Genomic DNA, 19,617 nt, shown 5'->3' on the forward strand with positions numbered 1-19,617 from the left:
GTGCCCGCCTCGCAAGAGCGCGGCACGCGCCGTTAGGCGCGGGCCGCGCCCGCGCCCGCGGTGACGCGTGGCCGCTGGCTCCACGCGAACCACGCCAGTCCAGCGAGGCACAGCACGACGGCGACGAAGAAGTTGAGCCGCAGGCCGAAGACGTGGTGCGCAGGGTCGGTCCGCAGCAGTTCCTCGCCGATGCGGCCGAGCGAGTAGCCGGCGACGTAGAGCGCGAACAGGCCGGGCGGTCGGATCCGCGCGCGCCGGCCGAGCCAGACGAGGAAGCCCGCGAGCGTCAGGTTCCAGATCAGCTCGTAGAGGAAGGTCGGTTGGAAGGTCGTGTCGTCGGCGTAGCGCGCCGGCCGGTGCTCAGGGTCGATCCGCAGGCCCCACGGCAGGCTCGTCGGCCCGCCGAACAGCTCCTGGTTGAACCAGTTGCCGATCCGCCCGATCGCCTGCGCGACCAGCAGCGCGGGCGCGGCGGCGTCCATGAACAGCGCCACGTCCGCTCTGCGGTGACGCAGCACGAGCACGCCCGCGAGCGAGCCGAGCGCGATCCCGCCCCAGATCCCGAGGCCGCCGTCCCAGACTGCGAACGGCCCCCACCAGTGGTCGGGGACCTCGTCCCAGCTGGTCGCGAGGAAGTACAGCCGCCCGCCGATCAGCCCCGCCGGGAAGCCCCACAGCGCGACCTCCTGCACGAGCGCCCGCCGGCCGCCGACGCGCTCCCAGCGGCGCGACGTGATCGCGATCGCGGCCAGCAGCGCGACGACGTAGGCGAGGCCGTAGGCGTGGAAGAAGAACGGCCCGATGCCGAAGCCGTTCTCCGCGGGGCTCGGGATCGAGGCGAGCGGCGGCAACCGTCAGATCCCCGCGATCGTGCAGCCCCGTCTGCCGCCGGTGAAGCCGCGCAGCATCGCGTCGGCGTTCGCCTGCTCCATCGTCAGGTAGGTCGCGCCGGGCGAGTCCTGCGGGCCGAGCGTGTCGCCGTAGAGCGTGTGGTCGGCGCTCGCGCCGGACTCCTGCGCGATCGCGCGCGCGAGCTTCGGGTTGACCGACGACTCGGGGAAGACCGCTCTGACGCCCTCGGCTCTGATCGTCTGCACGAGTCTCGCGACGTCGCCGGCGGAGGCCTGCGCCTGCGTCGTCTGGGAGGGGATCACGGCACCGATCACCTGTACGTCATAGCGCTTGGCGAAGTAGTTGAAGGCGTCGTGGTCGGTCACGAGCTTGCGCTGCGCGGCCGGCACGGCGGCGAAGCACTTTCTGATGCCCGCGTCGAGCGCCTGGACCTTGGCGAGGTAGGCGGCGGCGTTGGCGTCGTAGGTCGCTCTGGCGGCCGGGTCGGCGCTGCTGAGCGCGTCGCGGATGACCGGGATCGCGGCCTCGACGTTGGCCGGGTCGTGCCACCAGTGCGGGTCGTATCTGGACGCCTCGGGCCCGGACGTCTCGCCGGGCACTCTGTCGACGGCGCTGTCGGCGAGCGTCACGACCGTGGGGTCGCCACCGGACTGCGTGACGACGTCCGCCATCCAGTGGTCGAGGTTGTCGCCACTCTCGAAGACGACCTTCGCCCCGGCCGTCTCGGTCACGTCCTGCGGTCGCGGCTCGTAGTCGTGCGGGTCGCTGTTGGGCTGCAGGATCTGCGTCACGTCGGCCGCGTCGCCGCCGATCTGGCGCACGATGTCGCCGAGTTGCGTCGTGGTCGCGACGACGGCGATCGGGTCGGCGCTGCTCGCGGCGGTCGTCGCGCTGTCCGCGGTGGCGCTCGACGCGCCCGTGGCGGCGCTCGTGGCGGCGTTGTCGTCGGAGCTGCCGCAGGCGCTCAGCGCGAGTGTCGTGACGAGGGCAGGGAGGAGGAGAAGGCGTCGGTCCATGACCGCAGCCTAGCAATAATGAGATTCAGTATTGCGAAGGTCGGGCTTGGGTCCGCCGCACGCCCGCGGTGCCGGCGCGCGACGACGCCGGCCCGCCGACCGGGGAGGGATCCGGTCGGCGGGCCGTGGGTGCGCCGGGGTTTGGGGGCGGGGTCCGAGGACTACGTCTGCGCGCTCAGCGTGAACTGGCCGACGAGCCGCTCCAGCTCCTCGGCGGTCTTCGCCAGCTCCTGTGCGGAGGCGGCGATCTCCTGTGTGGAGGCCGAGGTCTGCTGCGTCGAGGCGGCGACCTGCTCGGTCGCGGCCGAGGACTGCTGCGCGACGGCGGCGACCTCGGTCATGTTCGCCTGCATGCGGCTGGCGCGCTCGGAGATCTCGCCGGTCGCGACTGCGATCTGGCTGACGCGATCGCTCATGTCCTCGACCGACGTGCCGATCTGCAGGAACGAGGTGCGCGCCTGCTCGACCGTCGCGACGCCGTCGTGCGTGCGCTGCGCGCCGCTCTCGACGACCTCGACGGCGCGGCCAGTCTCGGTCTGGATCTCTGTGATCAGCGTCGAGATCGAGCGCGCGGCCTGCTGCGACTCCTCGGCGAGCTTGCGGACCTCCTCGGCGACGACGGCGAAGCCGCGGCCCTGCTCGCCGGCGCGGGCGGCCTCGATCGCGGCGTTCAGCGCCAGCAGGTTCGTCTGCTCCGCGATGCCGGTGATGGTCGAGACGATCCCGCCGATCTGGCCGGACTTCGCACCCAGCTCGCGGATCGTCTCGGTCACCTGCATGGAGGACGACTGCACGGCCTGCATCGCCTCGGTCGCCTCGGCGATCGTGGCGGCGCCCTCCTCGGCGGCGCCGCGCGCGTGCTCGGCGGCCTGCGCGGTCTGCTCCGCGTTCTCGGCGGCGGTGCGGGTCGCGTCGACGACCTCGCTCGTCAGGTCGCGCGCGTCGCCGACGGTGCGCACCTGGCGCTCGGCGCCCGCGGCGACCTCGCCGACGGAGGAGGCGATCTCGCCGACGGCGCGGCCGGACTCCTCCGAGGTCGACGCCATCTGCTGCGAGGCGGCGGCGACGGCCTGCGTCTCCTGCGCGATCTGGCGCAGCATCGCGGCGACCTTGTCGCGCATCCCGTTGTAGCCGTCGACGGAGTTGTGCGTCGTCGCGAGCATCTCGTTGAAGATCTCCGCGAGACGGCCCAGCTTGGCCTCCCCCTCGGCCGTCAGCGGCTGCGTGTCGGCGCTCGCGTCGAGCGTCAGGTCGCCGCGCGCGACGGCCGCCAGCCCGGCTTCCAGCTCGACCAGGTCACGGCCGCGCAGCGACTCCATCCGCTCGACCAGCGCCTCGAGGCTCGACTGGTCGCCGAGCGCGTCGCGCAGCTGCGTCGCCATCTCCAGGAAGGCGTTGCCGAGCACGTCTCTGTCGGACTTCGGCCGGACCCTGACGGCGAGGTCGCCGGCGGCGATCCGGCGCGCGGCGGTCGCGGTCTCGTCGAGGTAGCCGATCATCTCCCTGAACGCCTCGCCGGTCTCGCCGATCTCGTCGCGCGATCTGATCTCGACGCGCTGCTCGATGTCGCCCTGCGAGATCCCGCGCGCGGCGGTCAGCATCTGCTTCAGCCCGCCGGCGATCTTGCGTGCCAGCAGCAGCGCGATCGCGATCCCGATGATCGTCGCCGCGATCAGCAGCGCGATGATCGTCGTGCGCGCGGTTCTCACGGTCGAATCGGCGCTGTTCGCCTGCGCGGCGGAGAGCGAGTAGCGGTGGTCCTTGAGGTCGGCGAGCGCGGTCTTGACGCCTTCCCAGGCGTCGTTGGCGGCACCGGTCGTGAGGACGCCGAGGCCCTCTCTGTAGTCGCCGGCCTGCGCGAGTCTGGCGTACTCTCTCGACGTGTCGACGTACTGTCTCCAGGCCGCGTCGAGTCTGTCCAGGTTCGCGATGTCGGCCGCGTCGAGACGGGGCGCTCTGGCGATCAGGTCCTGCGACAGTCTCAGGTCCTCGAGGTCGCCGGACTGGCCGTCGTCGGGCAGGCCGATCGCGGCGCTGCCGACGTAGCGGACCTGATCCTTGCGGTATTCGCTGATCGCGAGGTGGATGTCACCGGCGGATCTGACGCTGGGAACGGTTGCGTCGGCGAACGTGTCCGTGACGTTCCGCATCGAGCCGAGCTTGGTGACGGCAACGATCCCGACGGCGAGCATCAGCGCGACGATGGTGAGGAAGCCGGCGAGCAGCTTCGTCTTCACGGTGAAACGCACCGTTGTCTCCTCTAAGCAGTAGTGGGGAAGGGCGAGTCGCCGGTTGGGGCCGGACCGGCGTCGCCTCTGCTCGGAGTGATCGGTCAGGAGTGACGTTTCTTAATTCTCCTCTCGGTGGTCGGACCGACCTGGCACGCCGCCGCGGCCTGCCGTCTAGCGCCCCGGCCAGCTCCCCGCTTTTCGGTACGTCTGGACGACCGCTGCGACCCCGGCGCCCGTCGGCTGCGGGCCGCCGAAGTCCGCCAGCGCGGCCTCGAGCGCCGCGATGCCGGCGACGACGTCGGCCGCGCTGACGCTGCCGAGGTGACCGACCCGCAGCACGTCGGCGCTCAGCGGTCCCTGGCCGGCGGCGACGACGACGCCGTAGCGCGTCTCCAGATGCGCCGCGAGCGCGCTCGGATCGACGCCGGGCGGCGCTCTCACCGCCGTCACGACGACCCCCGCGTCGATGTTCTCGCCGAACGGCTCCAAGCCCAGCGCCGCGACCCCCGCCTTGACCGCCGCGGCGTTGAGCCGGTGCAGCGCGAAGACCGCGTCGAGGCCCTGTTCGCGCAGCCCGCGCAGCGCCGCCGCGAGCCCCTCGATCACCGAGATCGCCGGCGTATACGGGCTCTCCGGGGTGCCCGGTCTGGCCCAGCGGCGGTACTCGCTGAAGTCCCAGTAGTACGGCGCCGGCGGCAGCTCGCCGTGACGTGCCCAGGCGCGGGCGCCGACGGCTACGAACGACACGCCCGGCGTCGCCCCGAGCGCCTTCTGCGACGCGCCGACGACGAGGTCGAGCGCGAGCCTGTCGGTGCCGATCGGCAGCGCGCCCGCGGCCGAGACGGCGTCGACCATCAGCAGCGGCGCCGACGGCGCCGCCGTCACGACGGGCGCGATCGCGGCGAGGTCGTTGACGACGCTGGTCGACGTCTCGGAATGCTGCAGCACGACGCCGCGCGCGTCCGGCGTGCGCGCCAGGCAGGCCGCCACGTCGTCGGCGCGGACGGCCTCGCCCCAGCGGTAGTCGAGCCGCTCGACTACGAGCCCGGCGCGCGTCGCGATCGTCACGACGCGCTCGCCGAAGAAGCCGTTGACGCAGACGACGATCCGCTCGCCCGGCGCGAAGCAGTTGACGATCGCCGCCTCCAGCGCGCCGGTCCCCGAGGCGGTGTACAGCAGCACCTCGTTGCTGGTCTCCAGCAGCCACTGCAACCCCTCGGTGACCTCGCTCAGCAGCAGCTGGAAGGCGCGCCCGCGGTGGAACACGGGGTGGCGGCCCTGCGCCTCCAGCACCGCCGCGGGGACGGGCGTCGGACCGGGAGTCAGCCAGGTCTGCGCCATCGCTACTCCAGCACCTCGCGCGCGCCGAGGTCGGCCAGCACGCCGATCCCCTCGCGCTCGGCCGCCCGCCACACGTGCACGGCGCAGACGATGTCCTGGATCGCGACGCCGGAGGAGTCGAACAGCGTGATCTCGTCGTCGTCGCGACGGCCGACCGTCCCGTCGAGGACCGCGCCGAGGTCCGGCCCGAGATCGTCCGCGGTGACGGTCCCGGCCTCCAGCGCGACCGCGAACTTGCCGTCGTGCAGCGTCTCCTCGCGGCCGTCGCCGATCACGCGGCAGGCGGCCAGCAGGTCGCTCTCCAGCTCGGTTCTGATGCCGATCGCGTTGACGTGCTGGCCGGGCTCCAGGTGCTCGCGCCGGACGACCGGCACGGGCGAGTTGGTCGCCGTCACGACGATCTCGGCGCCGGCGGTCGCCTCCGCAGTCGTCGCGACCGCGTTCGCGTCGATCCCGAGCTGCTCGCGCACGCGCTGCGCGAACGCCTCGCGCCGCACCGGCGAGCGCGACGTCACGCGGACCGACTCCAGCGCCGGGAAGCGCGCCTTGTGCGCGAGCACCGCGTACCACGCCAGCGCGCCGGTCCCGACCATCCCGAGCGAGCGCGTCGCGCCCGGCCGCGCGAGCGCCTCCGTCGCGACCGCGGCGCCGGCCGCCGTGCGCACCGCGGTGATGTAGACCGAGTCCATGATCGCCAGCGGGGTGCCGTCCTCGTCGTCGAACAGCAGCAGCAACGAGCCGAGGTTCCTGCCGGGCGGATTCTTCGGGAAGCGCGCCAGCACCTTCACGCCGAGGCCGCCGGAGGAGCCGTCCCAGCCGGCCAGCAGCTTCAGCCAGCCGCGCTGCTCGCCGGGCAGCCGCAGCCACGCGCTCGGCGCGGCCTGCGTGAGGCCGCGCCCGAGCGCGAGGAACGCGTCGCGCTGCAGGTCGATCGCCGCCTCGACGCTGAGCAGGTGGCGGACGTCGGGCATCCCCAGTATGCGCGTCAGCACGGTGTCGCTCATGCGCCCATCACGTAGAGGCCGGGATCGGGCTCGGAGAGGACCTCGCAGCCGTCCGCGGTGATCAGCACGTCCTCCTCGGAGCCGTAGGTCATGCCGCCCTCGGGCAGGTACGCCTCGCACGACAGGACCATGCCGGGCAGCAGCACGTCGTCGCTGTCGAGGCGCACGAACGGCGGCTCGCTGGAGGCGATCCCGAGGCCGTGGCAGAGGTGCATGTACGGCGGGCCGAGGTAGTTGCCGATCTTCTCGTCGCCGTACCCCAGCTCGTGGTAGAGCCGGACCATGTGCTCCATCACGGCTCTGAACGACTCGCCGGGCTTCAGTGCCTCCGCGATCGAGCGGCGCACGATCTCGCGGATGTTGTCGTGGTGGAAGGTCTGCTCGGCGCTCGGCTCGCCGACGACGGCCATGCGGTTGAACTCGCCCCAGTAGCCGGCGAGCGTCACGCCGGAGTCGACGAACAGCAGTTCGCCGGGCTTGAGGATCTGGTCGGTCTGCGGGCCGAGCATCCGCGAGGTGTGGCCGAGCGCCTTCGCCTTCGCCTCCGAGACGATCAGCGCCTGCGCGTACGGCGGGCGGAAGGCGCCGGCCTCGACCAGCGCGGCGCCGACCTTGCGGCCGACGTCGACCTCGGAGTCGCCGGCGACGATCGCGCCGAACGCGTTCGCGAGCCCCTCGCCGTTGATCGTGTCGCACTTGCGGATCCACTCGACCTCGGCCGGGCTCTTGATCATCCGCAGCGCCCACAGCACGTCGGTGCCGTCGACGAACTCCGCGCCGGGCAGGCCGGCCTCGAACGCGCGCCACTCGTCGAACGGCATCGCGATCCGCTGGTCGGTGCCGAACTCGGCGCCGATCCTGCCTCTGCCGAGCCCGCGCGCGCGGACGGCGTCGGCGAGCGCGGCGCCGCTGAAGGGGGGACCGTAGGCGACGACGTCCTGCACCCACGACTGCACGCGCGCGTTCGCCTCGTTGATCCCGTAGACCCACAGCAGCGGCTCGCCCTCGCGCGGCAGCACCATCACGTGCGGGCGCGAGTAGTTGAGCTGGTAGTCGCGCGGCAGGTGACCGCTCAGGTAGTAGTAGTTCATGCCGGCGGCGAAGTCGCCGGTGACCACGAGCGCGTCGAGGCCTGCACGCGCCATCTCCTCACGCGCGCGGTCGGCGCGCGCGATCAGCTCCTCGCGGTCGAACAGTGCGGCGGTCATCTCTCTCCTTCGTTGTTCAGGAACGTGGTAAAACGGGTGGCGATCGCCACCGGGTCTTCGAGCAGGAACGGCGTGCCGGGCGCGTTGCCCGGCTCGATCGCGCCGAGCACGACGGACGTGCCGTCCGCCGCGCGGGCTTCGTGCAGCGCCTCTTCCAGCGCGACGGCATCGGCGACCTGGCGTGTCGCCAGCCCCGCGCCGCGGCAGAGCGCCGCGAGGTCGATCCGCTCGGCCTGCGACGGCCGCCCGGCCGCCGAGGCGTGCTGGTGGTTGTCGAGCACGACGAGCGTGAAGCGGGGCGGGGCGAGGTAGGCGAGCGTCGGCAGGATCGACAGCCCCATCAGCAGCGAGCCGTCGCCTTCGACCGCCGCGACCGGGCCGCCGCGGCCGGCGAGCGCGAGCCCGGCGCCGACGGCGGGCGCGAGGCCCATCGAGTCGAGCAGGTAGAGGTGCGAGTCGCGCTTGCCCAGCGACGCCAGCTCACGCGAGGTGGCGCCGAGCGTGACGACGAGCGGGTCGTGCGCGAAGACGGCGTCGATCGCTCTGAGCGCATCGATCCGTCTCATGCCTCCGCGCTCCCCGGGTGCATCACGTCGGCGAGCAGCACGACCGGCCGGTGCGTCATCGCGGCGTGCTCGGCGACGGCGCGCGTGGTCGTGCGCCACAGCGCCGGCGACTCCGCCGGCCCGAGCCGCTCGGCCGCGATCCCTGCCGTCTTCAGCAGGTCGGGGACGGCCTCGCAGAACGTGTGGATCATCGCGTTGTACTCCCCGAGTCCGCCGCGCGTGTTGGCGACGATCGGGAGGCCCAGGTGGTAGGCCTTCACGAACGTCGTCAGCGCGGTCAGCGCGTTGCCGAAGCCGTTGTCCTGCATCACGATCGCGACGCGTCTGCCGCCGAGCAGCAGCCCGCCGGCGATCCCGGCGGCCTCCTCCTCGCGGTTGGCCATCAGGCCGGGCACGCCGTTTCGCTCCAGCCCGGCGATGATCGCGGCGACATGCGACGAGGGCACGTAGACGAACGTCTGCAGCCCCCAGTCGAGCAGGCCGTCGACGACCGCCTCGTAGCGTGCATGGGAGCCGCTCATGCGTTCACCTCGCCGACGACCGCGTCGCAATGTGCGTGGAACCCGCTCATGCGGTCACCTCCAGGATTCGCAGGACGTCTCCGAGCACCGCCGAGGCGGCGCCGCGGGGGCTCGATCTGCCGCCGCTGAGGACGACCTCGCCGATGCCGCCGCCGCGCAGCACGACGGCCTTCTCACCCGGCTCGAGCGCCGCCAGCGGATCGCCGGCGGGGATCCCGCGCGGACGCACGCTCGCGATGACGCTGCCGTCGGCGGCGCGCTCGGCGCGGCCGACGAGGTGGATGGCGGCGCCCTCCAGCCCCGCCACGCTCTGCTCGTCGATCCCGACGACCTCGAGCTCCTCGATCGCGAGCGTCGCCGGCCAGATCGTGTTCGCGAGGATCACGAGCTTCGCGGCCGTGTCCCAGCCGCCGAGGTCCATCGTCGGGTCCGGCTCGGCGATCCCGGCTGCCTGCGCGTCCGCGATCGCCTCTGCCACCGGCGTGCCCGTCGCGACCTGCGCGAGCACGTAGGAGCTGGTGCCCGTCAGCACGCCCTCGAACGCGTCGATCCGGTCCGCGCGGCCGAGCGCCTGCGCGACGGCGACCGCCGGCAACGCCGCGCCGGCGGCGCTGGCATAGCCGATCTGCCCGCCGTGCTCGCGCGCCAGCCGCGTCAGCTCCGTCCACGCGCGCGCGAGCGGCGCCTTGTTCGCGGTCACGACCGACGCGCCCGCCGCCAGCCCCGCGCGCAGAAGCGACAACGATGGCTCGCCGGTCTCGAACGAGCAGCTCGTCAGGTCCACGACGACGTCGGGCGCCGTGCGCGCGACCAGCGCGATTGGATCCAATGAGATGTGCGGAAGCTCGCCGCGGGCCGGATCGGCCTTCAGCGCGAGCAGGTCGCGGGGGGAGAGGGCGTCGCCGCGCGGGTCCGCCGCGGCTGCACCGTCACCGCCGAGCGGCCCCCGCGAGTCGACCGCCCCGACCACGTCGACCGCCACCTCGCGCTCTTCCAGCAGCTCCAGGAAGCTGCGTCCGACGCCGCCGAGGCCCACCAGCAGCAGCCGGGGGCGCTCCTCACTGGGCGAGTGCACAGCCGTCCTTCCGCTTGTCTGAGGCGCCGGCGAACGTGCCGTCGGGCTGGGCCAGGATCAGCTGCGCGCCGCCGCCGTTGAGCGGACCCAGCTCGGTCAGCTCGTGGCCGCGGGCGCGCAGGCCCGCCGCGACGCCGGCGTCGAAGCCGGGCTCCAGCGCGACGCGGCGACCCTCCCACCAGCGCGCACGGGGTGCGTCCAGCGCGGCCTGCGGGTCGAGCCCGTCGTCGAGCAGGTGGCGCAGGATCTGCATCTGCCCCTGCGGCTGCATGAAGCCGCCGACGACGCCGAGGCAGCCGAGGAACGCGCCGTCGCGTGCCAGCAGCGCCGGGACGATCGTGTGGTAGGGACGCTTGCCGCCGGCCATCCGGTTGGGGTGGCCGTCGGCGGTCGAGAAGTTCGAGCCGCGGTTCTGCAGCAGGATCCCAGTGCCGGGGACCGCGATGCCGGAGCCGAAGCCCTCGTAGAGGCTCTGGATCAGCGAGCAGGCGCCGCCGTCCGCGTCGACCGCGGCGATGTAGACCGTGTCGCTGCGCTTCGCCGCCCCGCCCGCGCGCGCGGCGTCGGGATCGATCGCCGCGCGGTGCGCCGCCAGATGCTCCTCCGACAGCAGCCGCTCGGTCGGGACCGCGACGTGGTCGGGGTCGGCGACGTGCGCGGCGGCGTCGTCGAAGGCGAGCTTGAGCGCCTCGATCGCGGCGTGCTCGCGCGCGGCGGCGGCGTCGCTCGCGGCGCTCGCCGCCGCACCTGCGCCGGTCTCGACGAGGCCCGCGTAGATCCCGAGCGCCTCCAGCACGACGATGCCCTGCCCGGGCGGCGGCAGCTGGAAGACGTCGGCGCCGCGGTAGTCGCGCCGCAGCGGCGTCACCCAGGTCGCGCCCTCCCAGCCGGCCAGGTCCTGCTCCCGCAACGGCCCGCCGGCGGCCTCCACGGCCGCCGCGATCCGCGCCGCCAGCGGCCCGCGGTAGTAGGCGTCCGCGCCGCCCGCGGCGAGCTGGCGCAGAACCGCGCCCAGCTCTGGATTGGTCATCCGCTCGCCCGCGGCCGGCGGCTGCCCGTCGGCCTTCAGGAAGACGCGCGACGCCTCGGCGTCGTGCGCGAGGCGACCGGCCGATGCCGCCCACTCGCGCGCGATCACCGGCGCGACCTCGAAGCCGTGCTCGGCCAGCGCGATCGCCGGCTGCAGCACTCGCTCCAGCCCGAGCCGGCCGTAGCGCTCCAGCAGCCGTTCCCAGGCCGAGACCGCGCCCGGGACGGTGACCGTCCACGGGCCCAGCTCCGGCGTGCGCTCGTTGCCGGCCGTGCGCAGCGCCTCGACGCTCAGCCCGGCCGGCGAGACGCCCGCGCCGGCCAGCGCGGCCGGCGCCGAGGCGCCGGCCGGCCAGACGAGCGCGAACGCGTCCCCGCCGATCGAGGTCGAGCGCGGGTCGATCACGCACAGCACAGCGGCGGCGGCGACCGCGGCATCGGCCGCGCTGCCGCCGGCGTCGAGCATCGCGACGCCCGCGCCGGCCGCGAGCGGATGGCTCGTGGCCACCATCCCGCGGTCGGCGCGGACGCTCGCGGGCTGCGTCATCTGCCGCTCACCCCGGCTCCCGCGTCGAGGATCCCGTAGTCGACCAGCTCGTCGGGCTGCTCGTCCTCCCACTCACCGAGGTCGCGGAAGAACTGCTCGTTGACGCTGAAGGCCTCGGGCGTCATCGCCGCGGTGCCTCTTCTCGGGTACATCGCCTGTCTCTTGTACGACTCGTAGACCTCGGGCAGCAGCGCCTGGTCGACGTCCGGCACCTTCTCTCTGGCCATGTCGAGCCACGCCTGCTTGTCGGTGTAGAACTCGTCGTAGCCGGACTGCAGGTCGCTCAGCAGTCTCACGAGCTGCGCTCTGTCGCTGCCGGCCTTGTCCTCGGTCGTGACCCAGGCGGTGCCGACGATGTCCTGCGCGTCGCCTCTGAGCGAGGCCCACGTGCCGAGCTCGTGGTAGTCGCCCTCCAGCTTGAGCGCGGCGAGGTTGATCGCCTCCAGGGCGCTCGCGTCGAGTCTTCTGGCCTCCATCGCCTGCGCGCGGCGGGAGGACTCCTCCAGCGCGAGGAAGTCGACGTCGTCGTAGATGTCCGGCGCCTGCTGCTTGACGAGCTGGTTGACGAAGATGTCCGTCTGGCTGCCCTTCGCGTGGTAGCCGACCTTCTTGCCGGCCAGCTGCTGGAACGAGCTGATCTCCGGGCGCGAGACGAAGACGTACTCCGGCTTCGTCTGCGCGATCCCGATCACCTTGATCGGGACCCCGCTCGCGCGCGCCTTGACGGCCGCGTCGAAGTCGACGTTGCCGACGTCGATGTTGTCGCGCAGCAGGCCGGCGACGACGGCGCTGTCGTCGGTCAGCGTGTCGACCTTCGCGCCGGCCTTCTCGAGCCCGAGCTGGTCGGCGATGTCGTTGGGGTCCAGCGCCGAGGCGTACGCGACGCGCATGCCCGACGTGTCGGCGGCCGTCGTCGACGCGCCGGTCGAGGCGGATCCGCCGCCGCCGTCGTCGCCGCTGTCGCTGCTGCCGCAAGCGCCCAGGGCGAAGCAGGCGGCCACTGCGGCCGCCACCGTGAATGTCTTCTTCATCAGGTTCTCCTAGTTGTCGGCGTAGTGCCCGTTCCAGGAGCGCATCCAGAGGCGCTCCGCGAGCTGGACGAGGCCCGCGAATCCGACGCCGATCAGCGTCACGACGATCACGTAGACCATGACCTTGTCCGTCTGGTAAGCGTTGGCGGCGTCCTGGATCGCGCCGCCGACGCCGGTCGCTGCGAACAGCAGCTCCGCGACGACCATTCCCTTCACCGCGCGGGCCGCGCCCATGCGCAGTCCGGCGAAGATGTACGGCAGCGCCGCCATGCAGGTGACGCGCCGGAACAGCTGCGCGCGGCTGGCGCCGAACGATCTCGCCACCTGCCCGAGCACGGGGTCGACGTTGCGCACGCCCGCGTAGGTGCTGACGATGATCTCGAAGACCGCGAACAGCACGACCGAGATCACGCGCGGCGTCATGCCGAGGCCGAACCAGATGATCAGCAGCGGCACCATCGCCGCCTCGGGGACGACGTAGCCGGCCGAGATCAGCGGGTTGAGCGCCTTCGCGGCGGCGCGCGAGGTGCCCATCAGCGTCCCGATCGTGACGCCGATCACGGCGGCGATGGCGAACCCGATCAGGACGCCGGAGACGGTGCTGCCGACGATCCCCCAGATCGCGCCGTCGCGCAGCTCCTCGCCGAAGGCGTCGATCACGGAGGTCGGCGGGGCGAGGAAGAAGTCGCCCTCGCGCTCGCCGATGTACTGCCAGATCAGCAGGATCGCGGCGATCAGGCCGATCTGCACGAGGCGGTCGCGCGAGATCAGGCTGCGCCGCAGGACGGTCGCGCGCGACAGCTGGCGGCGTTCGACTGCGATCGCCATCAGGCATCGCCTCCTCTGGTGGCGTCGAGCAGGTCCTCGAGCCGGCGCATCAGGTCCAGCGTCTTGGGGTCCTGCAGCAGCTCGTGGCGCGAGCGCGGGCGCGGCAGGTCGATCTCGACCTCGGCCGCGATCGTGCCGTTGCCCATCACGAGCACGCGGTCCGACAGCACGACCGCCTCGTCGATCGAGTGCGTGATGAAGAGGACCGTCTTCTTTCTCTGCTCCCAGATCCGCAGCAGCTCGTCCTGCATTCTGGTGCGGCTGAGCGCGTCGAGCGCGCCGAACGGCTCGTCCATCAGCAGCACGACCGGCTCGATCGCCAGCGCCCGTGCGATGCCCAGCCGCTGCTGCATGCCGCCCGACAGCTCGCCGGGGTAGTGCTGCTTGAACTCGCCGAGCCCGACCAGCTCGACGTACTCCGCGGCGCGCCGTCTGCGCTCCGCGCGCGATATGCCGGCGAACTCCAGTGCCAGCGCGACGTTGTCGACCGCGTTCTTCCACGGCATCAGGCCGGGGGACTGGAAGACGCAGGCGCGGTCGGTGCCCGGGCCGGTCACGCTCGCGCCGGAGACGCGCACGTCGCCGGAGCTGGCCGCCAGCAGCCCGGCGATGATCTTCATCACCGTGCTCTTGCCGCAGCCCGACGGGCCGATCACCGACACGAACTCCTGCGGCGCGACGTCGAAGCCCACGTCGGCGAGCGCCGCCGTGCGCGACAGCTCGCGCCCGACGATCCGCTCGTAGGTCTTCGAGAGGCGGTCGACGCTGATGCCGCCGGTCGCCTGGACGGCACTCTGGCCGCCTGCGCCGCTCAGTGCTGCCGCGTCACTTCGCAAGCGATCGCCCCTCGAAGACGAGAGCTCGCGCAACGCGTTGACTTGCGTACATCGCACCTCAACCATTCCTCTCCCTGAGTGGGGTTTGCCGGGTGGGGGGCGCGGCCCGGAAGGTTGTATCCAATGACTGGGCCGGTAAGCTAGCGTGGGATCCAATGGAGCACAAGACCGCCGACACCACCTTCGACACACGGTCCACATCGACCACGACCAGCGGTCCAAGGGGCCCTGCCCGCACGTCGGGTTCGCTCGTCGACCGCCTCGCCGGCGAGATCCAGGACGCGATCCTGAGCGGCGAGTTCCCGGTCGGCAGCCGCCTGCCGCAGGAGGCGCTCGCGGCTCGCTTCAAGGTCAGCCGCACGCCGGTGCGGGAGGCGATCCGCAAGCTCGAAGCCGCCGACCTGCTGACGATCGTGCCGAACGTGGGCGCCGTCGTGCGCGGCCCGACGCCGCGCGCGATCCGCGAGGCCTATCTGGTGCGGGCCGAGCTGGAAGGGCTCGCCGTCGAGCTGGCGACGCCGCGCATCAGCGACGACCAGCTGTTGCTGCTGCGCGCCACCGAGCAGCAGTTCCTCGCCGCCGTGCGCGAGGTCGCGTCGCGCCCGGCCGGCGTCGGCGAGGCGGAGGCGCTGGCGACGCAGACGGCGTGGAACGAGGCGAACGACGCCTTCCACGAGGTGATCCAGCAGGCGGCGGGCAACGAGCGGCTGCAGAAGACGGTCTCGGACCTGCACATGTTGTTCCCGCGCAGCATGACCTGGGCCCCGCTCAGCTCGGGCCTGGAGCTGCTGAGCGAGAACGTCGACCAGCACCGCCGCATCCGCGAGGCGATCGAGCGGCGCGAGCCGTCGACCGCCCGCCTGCTGATGACGTACCACGTCCACCGCGCCGGGGAACTCGTCGCGCAGTGGTTCGAACGCCAGGCCGCCGAGTCCGGCGACGCGCCCAGCTGAGCCGCGCCCACGGGGCTCCGGCGACCACGGCCACCGGTTCCGGCGGCCCCTCCAGCGGGGTCGTTCAGCCTGCCGATAGCGCCGTCCCGCCCATTCCGGCGTTTTGTGCGCCGGATCACACGTGCAATACGCCGAGTGTGCTTGACACGCACGCTCGCCCCACGCTAGCTTGGCAGAGCATTCCACTAAGCGTACTTATGATTTCAACTACTGAAATTCATGCGTAGCAACGATCGGATCTTCCTGCTGCTCGAGCACATCTCGAGCCATGAATTCCAGTCGCTCGCCGAGATCGCAGACCAGGTCGAGCTGCCGCGCCCGACGACGTTGCGCTTCCTGCGCGCGCTGGAGGAGAACGGCTGGGTCTCGCGCGACGACAGAGCCCGTTACTCGCTCGGCCCCGCCGTGATCGCGCTCGCGCACCGTTACCTCGCGCGCACGCCCGTGCTGAGCGTCTCGCAGCGGCCGATGGAGGAGCTGCGCGACGAGCTGGGGGAGACCGTCAGCCTCAGCGCGCTGGCCGGCGACCGCCGCATCTGCATCCAGGAGTTCCCCAGCCTTCAGCCGCTGCGCCACGTGCACGAGATCGGCACGGTCGCGCCGCTGCACGTCGGCGCCAGCGGCCGCCTGCTGCTCGCCTACCTCTCGCCGCAGGCACGGGCGCAGGTGCTGGCGCAGGAGCTGGACAGCTTCACCACGCTCACGCTGACCGAGCGCGAAGCGCTCGAGCGTGACTGTGAGACGACGCGCGCGCAGGGCTGGACGATCAGCCGCGGCGAGAAGACCCGCGGCGTCGTCGCCCTCGCCGTGCCCGTCACAGACGCGACGTCGGGCGCGGTCTTCGCCCTTGCCGTCTTCGCGCCGGCGGTCCGCTTCGACGCGGACCGCGACATGAACACATGGATCGCCGCACTGCAACAGCGCGCCCGACAGATCGAGGAGGTCATCGGTGCCCAGCCTCAAGCACCAACCCGTAGCTGACATGTCCGAGGGTCCGGATAGATCGGAGGCGCTTGAGATCAACGATCTCTCGTTCGCCTACCGGGGGCGGCGCGGCGAGCCCGTTCCGGTGCTCGACCATGTGACACTCGACGTAGCCAAGGGTGAATTCATCTGCCTGATCGGCCCGTCGGGTTGCGGCAAGACGTCGCTGCTGCGGATCCTCGCGGGCCTGGAGAAGCCGCCGTCCAAGGAGATGCTGCGCTGGCCGGGTCACCACCCGCGCGCCGGCTTCATCTTCCAGGGCCGCTCCGTCTTCCCGTGGCTCAGCGTCGAGGACAACGTCGCCTACGGCATCGAGGGCTCCGTCAAGGGCGAGGAGCGCCGCGAGCGCGTGCGCGAGTGGATCGAGCGGATGGGCCTGACGCCCTACGCCAAGCGCAAGGGCTACGAGCTGTCCGGCGGCATGGCGCAGCGCGTCGCGATCGCCCGCGCGCTCGCGGCCGAGACCGAGCTGCTGCTGTGCGACGAGCCGTTCGCCGCGCTCGACGAGCCGACCCGCCTGCTGCTGCAGCAGGAGCTGCTCGAGGCGTGGAAGATCACGAGACCGACGGTCTTCTTCGTCACCCACAGCATCAGCGAAGCGATCCTGCTGGCTGACAGAGTCGTGCTAATGACGTCGGTTCCGGCGTCGGTGCGCACGATCTCCGCCGCCGGCTTCCCGCGCCCGCGCGATTCATTCACGCTGGCCGAGAACGAGGGCTACGCCGAGCTCGCGACGAAGCTCTGGGACGAGCTGCGCGAGGAGATGCAGAACCAGCGCGAAGGGCGCGTCCGATGAACAACTTCCTCAGTCGGCTCGGGCGCAACAGCCTCGAGCTGATCTCGCCGATCGTGGTGCTGCTGATCTGGCAGTTCCTTGCCAAGACCGACATCATCGACCAGCGCTTCTGGCCGGCGCCGACGGACATCCTGCAGCAGTTGTGGGACGGCATCTTCCACGGCGACCTGATGCACGACACGCTGCTGACGACCGGTCGCCTCGCGATCGGCCTCGCGATCGGCGGCGTGCTGGGCCTGGTCGCCGGCATCGGGATGGGCCTCTGGCGCCCGGTGCGCCTGGCGCTGCGCCCGCTGATCGCGATGACGTACCCGATCCCGAAGATCGCGATCCTGCCGCTCTTCCTCGTCCTGTTCGGAATCGGCGAGACGTCGAAGTGGGCGCTCGTCGCCGTCGGCGTCTTCTACATGGTCGCGATCAACACGCTCGCGGGCATCAACACGATCGACTCCGTGCTGGACGAGACGGCGACCGTGTACCGCGTCTCGTGGTGGAGACGCGTGCGCACCGTCACGCTGCCGGGCGCGCTGCCGCTGATCATCACCGGCCTGGAGCTGGGCATCGGCGTCGGCTTCCTGCTCGTCGTCGCGGCTGAGTTCGTCAGCGCGCAGTCGGGCCTCGGCTACAGCATCTGGCAGGCCTGGCAGACGTTCAACGTGCCGCTGATGTACGCCGCACTCGCAGTCGTCGCGATCTACGGGATCGCGATCCAGATGTTCTCGCGCTGGCTGAACGGGCGCCTGGTGTCCTGGCGCGGCCAGAGCGACTGAGGTACCGGTCCGTCCGAGAGAGCGGGTCGAGATTCGCATGCGAAAAGGAGAGAGAGAATGATCGCGATCGCCAAGCGCGCGCGGCAGGTAGCAGTGGTGGGCATGGTCGGCCTGGGTCTGTTCGCGGCGGGCTGCGGCTCATCCGACGACAGCAGCAGCGGCAGCAGCGGGTCGAGCACCAGCTCGTCCTCCTCTGACGGCGGCTCCACGCCGATCAAGCTGGGCGTGTTCGGCGCACTGTCGGACGCCGGTATCTACATCGCCCAGGACAAGGGCTACTTCAGAGACGCCGGCCTCGACGTCAGCCTTGTGCCGACCGGCACCGCGGAGCAGGTCATCAGCGTGCTCGCCGCCGGCCAGGTCGACGCGGCCGGCACGGCGCCGACGCCCGGTCTGTTCAACGCGATCCAGCGCGGCGTCGACCTCAAGATCCTGACCGACAAGGGCCGCATCGGCCCCGGCTACAGCTGGGTCTCGCTCGTCGTGCGCAGAGACCTCTTCGACGACGGCACGATCACGAGCGTCGACGACCTGAAGGGCAAGAAGGTCGCGCTGCCGGGCAAGGGCACCTCGACGGCGGCCGAGTTCGCCGAGCTGCTGAGAACGAGAGGCATGACGCTCGACGACGTCAGCATCCAGGCCGGCAACCCGGCCGACGCGCTCGTCGCACTGACCAACAGAGCGGTCGACGCGGCCGTGCTGCAGGAGCCGTTCATCACGCTGGCGAAGTTCAGAGACGTCGGCCATGAGCTGTCGCCGCTGGGCGAGGTCGTCCCCAACGGCGAGAACGGCGTGATCGTCGCGAGCGAGAAGCTCGTGAAGGATCCGGAGCTGGCCGACAAGCTCAGAAGCGCCTACCTGAGAGGCGTCGCGGACTACAACGCCGCGTTCCCCAGAGGCGGCGGCAGAGGCACCGGCCGTCCCGAGGTCGTCGCGATCCTCGCCAGAAACACGCCCGTCAGAGAGGCGAGACTGTACGACGCGATGGCGCCGGTGCTGTTCAGCGACGACGGCAGCCTCGACACCGACACGATCGACCTGTTCCAGCAGAACTTCATCGATCAGGGTCTGCAGGAGACGGTCGTCCCGGCGAGCGACTACCTGTACGAAGCGGGCAGATGATCGACGTCCACTGTCACCTGCTCCCCGCGAGCTACCCCGAGCTCGTCGGGGAGCTCGGCGCCGGCACGCCACCCCCGGGCGTGCCGGCGCCCCCCGGGCTGAAGCAGCCGGACGCCTGCTGGGAGCGCCTCGGCGACGACGGCTGGGCCGTCGTCGCTCCGCCCCCGCTGGCGTTCCGCGACGACCTGGAGGGCGAGCGCCTCGCGCGCTTCGCCGCCGGTCTCAACGACGGCATGGTCGCGCTCGCGGCCGGCCGTCCGCGCGCGGCGGTGCTCGGCTGGCTGCCGCTCGGCGACCCGGCGACGGCTGTCGCCGAAGTCGAGCGGCTCGCCGGCGAGCAGGTGGTGGTGGGGATGGCGGTCGGAGCCGCACCTGGCTCGCGACCGCTGTCCGATCCTGCGCTCGACGAGGTCTGGGCCGCGCTCGCCGCGGCCGATCTCGGCCTCTTCGTGCACCCCGACGGCGACCCGCTCGGGGCCGCCAAGACGGGTGCGCGGCCGTCGATCCTCGGCTTCCCGACGGTCACGACGGCCGCCCTGCTGGACCTGCTCGCAGCCGACTGCGCCCTCTGGGACAGCGGCGTGAGACTGTGCGCCGCGCACGGCGGCGGCTTCGTCGCGGTCGCGCACTCGCGTGCGACGCGTCTGCTCGACCCCGAGGCGCGGGCGGCCCAGCAGCGGCGCCTCGACTCGATCTGGGTCGACGGCGTCGTCTTCGACCCGCGCTTCCAAAGCTTCCTCACAGAGCTGTTCCCGGCCGGTCGCGTGCTGCTCGGCAGCGACTGGCCCTTCCCGCTGAGCCTGACGAGCGCGGAGCTGTCCGCGCAGGCGCAGGCCAGCGTCATCGATCCCTTCCAGGCCGCGACGGCATGGTGTCCCCGCCTCGCGAGACTCGCATGAGCTCGCAC

General features: G+C 71.9%; 19 protein-coding genes. 6 read left to right on the top strand and 13 right to left on the bottom strand.

The features are described from left to right. Positions 1-32 precede the first annotated feature (32 nt). The 13 genes from lgt to Q7L65_RS19005 form a co-directional block, all read right to left on the bottom strand. On the bottom strand, positions 33-851 hold the full coding sequence (gene lgt / locus Q7L65_RS18945; protein WP_304723503.1) for a prolipoprotein diacylglyceryl transferase: 819 nt from the start codon (positions 849-851) through the stop codon (positions 33-35). Positions 852-854: 3 nt separating this feature from the next. Further along, positions 855-1,868, bottom strand: coding sequence for a metal ABC transporter substrate-binding protein (locus Q7L65_RS18950; RefSeq protein ID WP_304723504.1), 1,014 nt, complete (start codon positions 1,866-1,868; stop codon positions 855-857). A gap of 161 nt (positions 1,869-2,029) precedes the next feature. Continuing rightward, positions 2,030-4,117 carry a methyl-accepting chemotaxis protein gene (locus Q7L65_RS18955; RefSeq protein ID WP_304723507.1) on the bottom strand — a complete coding sequence of 696 codons (2,088 nt, stop codon included), beginning with the start codon at positions 4,115-4,117 and terminating at the stop codon, positions 2,030-2,032. 153 nt (positions 4,118-4,270) lie between these two features. Further along, on the bottom strand, positions 4,271-5,440 hold the full coding sequence (locus Q7L65_RS18960; RefSeq protein WP_304723508.1) for an alanine--glyoxylate aminotransferase family protein: 1,170 nt from the start codon (positions 5,438-5,440) through the stop codon (positions 4,271-4,273). A 2-nt stretch (positions 5,441-5,442) separates the two neighbouring features. Then, positions 5,443-6,444, bottom strand: coding sequence for an ornithine cyclodeaminase family protein (locus tag Q7L65_RS18965; protein ID WP_304723509.1), 1,002 nt, complete (start codon positions 6,442-6,444; stop codon positions 5,443-5,445). Beyond that, the gene (locus tag Q7L65_RS18970) at positions 6,441-7,652 is read right to left on the bottom strand and encodes a Xaa-Pro peptidase family protein (protein WP_304723510.1); all 1,212 of its coding nucleotides are present in this window, start codon (positions 7,650-7,652) and stop codon (positions 6,441-6,443) included. Before Q7L65_RS18970 ends, Q7L65_RS18965 begins: the two co-directional genes overlap by 4 nt. Beyond that, positions 7,649-8,218 (bottom strand): thiamine pyrophosphate-dependent enzyme, encoded by a 570-nt coding sequence (locus Q7L65_RS18975; RefSeq protein ID WP_304723512.1) that lies wholly within the window; start codon positions 8,216-8,218, stop codon positions 7,649-7,651. The genes Q7L65_RS18970 and Q7L65_RS18975 overlap by 4 nt, the downstream gene beginning before the upstream one ends. Beyond that, positions 8,215-8,739 (bottom strand): thiamine pyrophosphate-binding protein, encoded by a 525-nt coding sequence (locus tag Q7L65_RS18980; RefSeq protein ID WP_304723514.1) that lies wholly within the window; start codon positions 8,737-8,739, stop codon positions 8,215-8,217. The genes Q7L65_RS18975 and Q7L65_RS18980 overlap by 4 nt, the downstream gene beginning before the upstream one ends. Positions 8,740-8,785: 46 nt before the next feature. Next, positions 8,786-9,814, bottom strand: a complete 1,029-nt coding sequence (locus Q7L65_RS18985) for a hypothetical protein (protein WP_304723516.1) — start codon at positions 9,812-9,814, stop codon at positions 8,786-8,788. Then, on the bottom strand, positions 9,798-11,390 hold the full coding sequence (locus Q7L65_RS18990; RefSeq protein ID WP_304723518.1) for a gamma-glutamyltransferase family protein: 1,593 nt from the start codon (positions 11,388-11,390) through the stop codon (positions 9,798-9,800). The genes Q7L65_RS18985 and Q7L65_RS18990 overlap by 17 nt, the downstream gene beginning before the upstream one ends. Beyond that, positions 11,387-12,421 carry an ABC transporter substrate-binding protein gene (locus Q7L65_RS18995; protein ID WP_304723520.1) on the bottom strand — a complete coding sequence of 345 codons (1,035 nt, stop codon included), beginning with the start codon at positions 12,419-12,421 and terminating at the stop codon, positions 11,387-11,389. Before Q7L65_RS18995 ends, Q7L65_RS18990 begins: the two co-directional genes overlap by 4 nt. A gap of 9 nt (positions 12,422-12,430) precedes the next feature. Continuing rightward, positions 12,431-13,249 carry an ABC transporter permease gene (locus Q7L65_RS19000; protein ID WP_304723521.1) on the bottom strand — a complete coding sequence of 273 codons (819 nt, stop codon included), beginning with the start codon at positions 13,247-13,249 and terminating at the stop codon, positions 12,431-12,433. Then, positions 13,249-14,085, bottom strand: a complete 837-nt coding sequence (locus tag Q7L65_RS19005; protein WP_304723522.1) for an ABC transporter ATP-binding protein — start codon at positions 14,083-14,085, stop codon at positions 13,249-13,251. Before Q7L65_RS19005 ends, Q7L65_RS19000 begins: the two co-directional genes overlap by 1 nt. Positions 14,086-14,240: 155 nt before the next feature. On the opposite strand from Q7L65_RS19005, the gene Q7L65_RS19010 reads away from it, so the two are divergent. From Q7L65_RS19010 to Q7L65_RS19035, 6 genes are all read left to right on the top strand, one after another. Further along, a complete protein-coding gene (locus Q7L65_RS19010; RefSeq protein WP_304723524.1) occupies positions 14,241-15,038 on the top strand; it encodes a GntR family transcriptional regulator in 798 nt (265 codons plus the stop codon). 219 nt (positions 15,039-15,257) lie between these two features. Further along, positions 15,258-16,019 (top strand): IclR family transcriptional regulator, encoded by a 762-nt coding sequence (locus tag Q7L65_RS19015; protein WP_304723526.1) that lies wholly within the window; start codon positions 15,258-15,260, stop codon positions 16,017-16,019. Between the two features lies 1 nt (position 16,020). Continuing rightward, positions 16,021-16,818 (top strand): ABC transporter ATP-binding protein, encoded by a 798-nt coding sequence (locus Q7L65_RS19020; protein WP_304723528.1) that lies wholly within the window; start codon positions 16,021-16,023, stop codon positions 16,816-16,818. Next, entirely contained in the window at positions 16,815-17,588 is a 774-nt protein-coding gene (locus Q7L65_RS19025; protein ID WP_304723529.1) for an ABC transporter permease, read from the top strand. The genes Q7L65_RS19020 and Q7L65_RS19025 overlap by 4 nt, the downstream gene beginning before the upstream one ends. Positions 17,589-17,645: 57 nt before the next feature. Next, entirely contained in the window at positions 17,646-18,710 is a 1,065-nt protein-coding gene (locus Q7L65_RS19030) for an ABC transporter substrate-binding protein (protein ID WP_304723530.1), read from the top strand. Beyond that, positions 18,707-19,609, top strand: a complete 903-nt coding sequence (locus Q7L65_RS19035) for an amidohydrolase family protein (RefSeq protein WP_304723531.1) — start codon at positions 18,707-18,709, stop codon at positions 19,607-19,609. Before Q7L65_RS19030 ends, Q7L65_RS19035 begins: the two co-directional genes overlap by 4 nt. Positions 19,610-19,617: the final 8 nt, after the last annotated feature.

Origin of the sequence: Conexibacter sp. CPCC 206217 (assembly GCF_030646165.1) — a bacterium.
In the GTDB taxonomy this organism is placed as follows: domain Bacteria; phylum Actinomycetota; class Thermoleophilia; order Solirubrobacterales; family Solirubrobacteraceae; genus Conexibacter.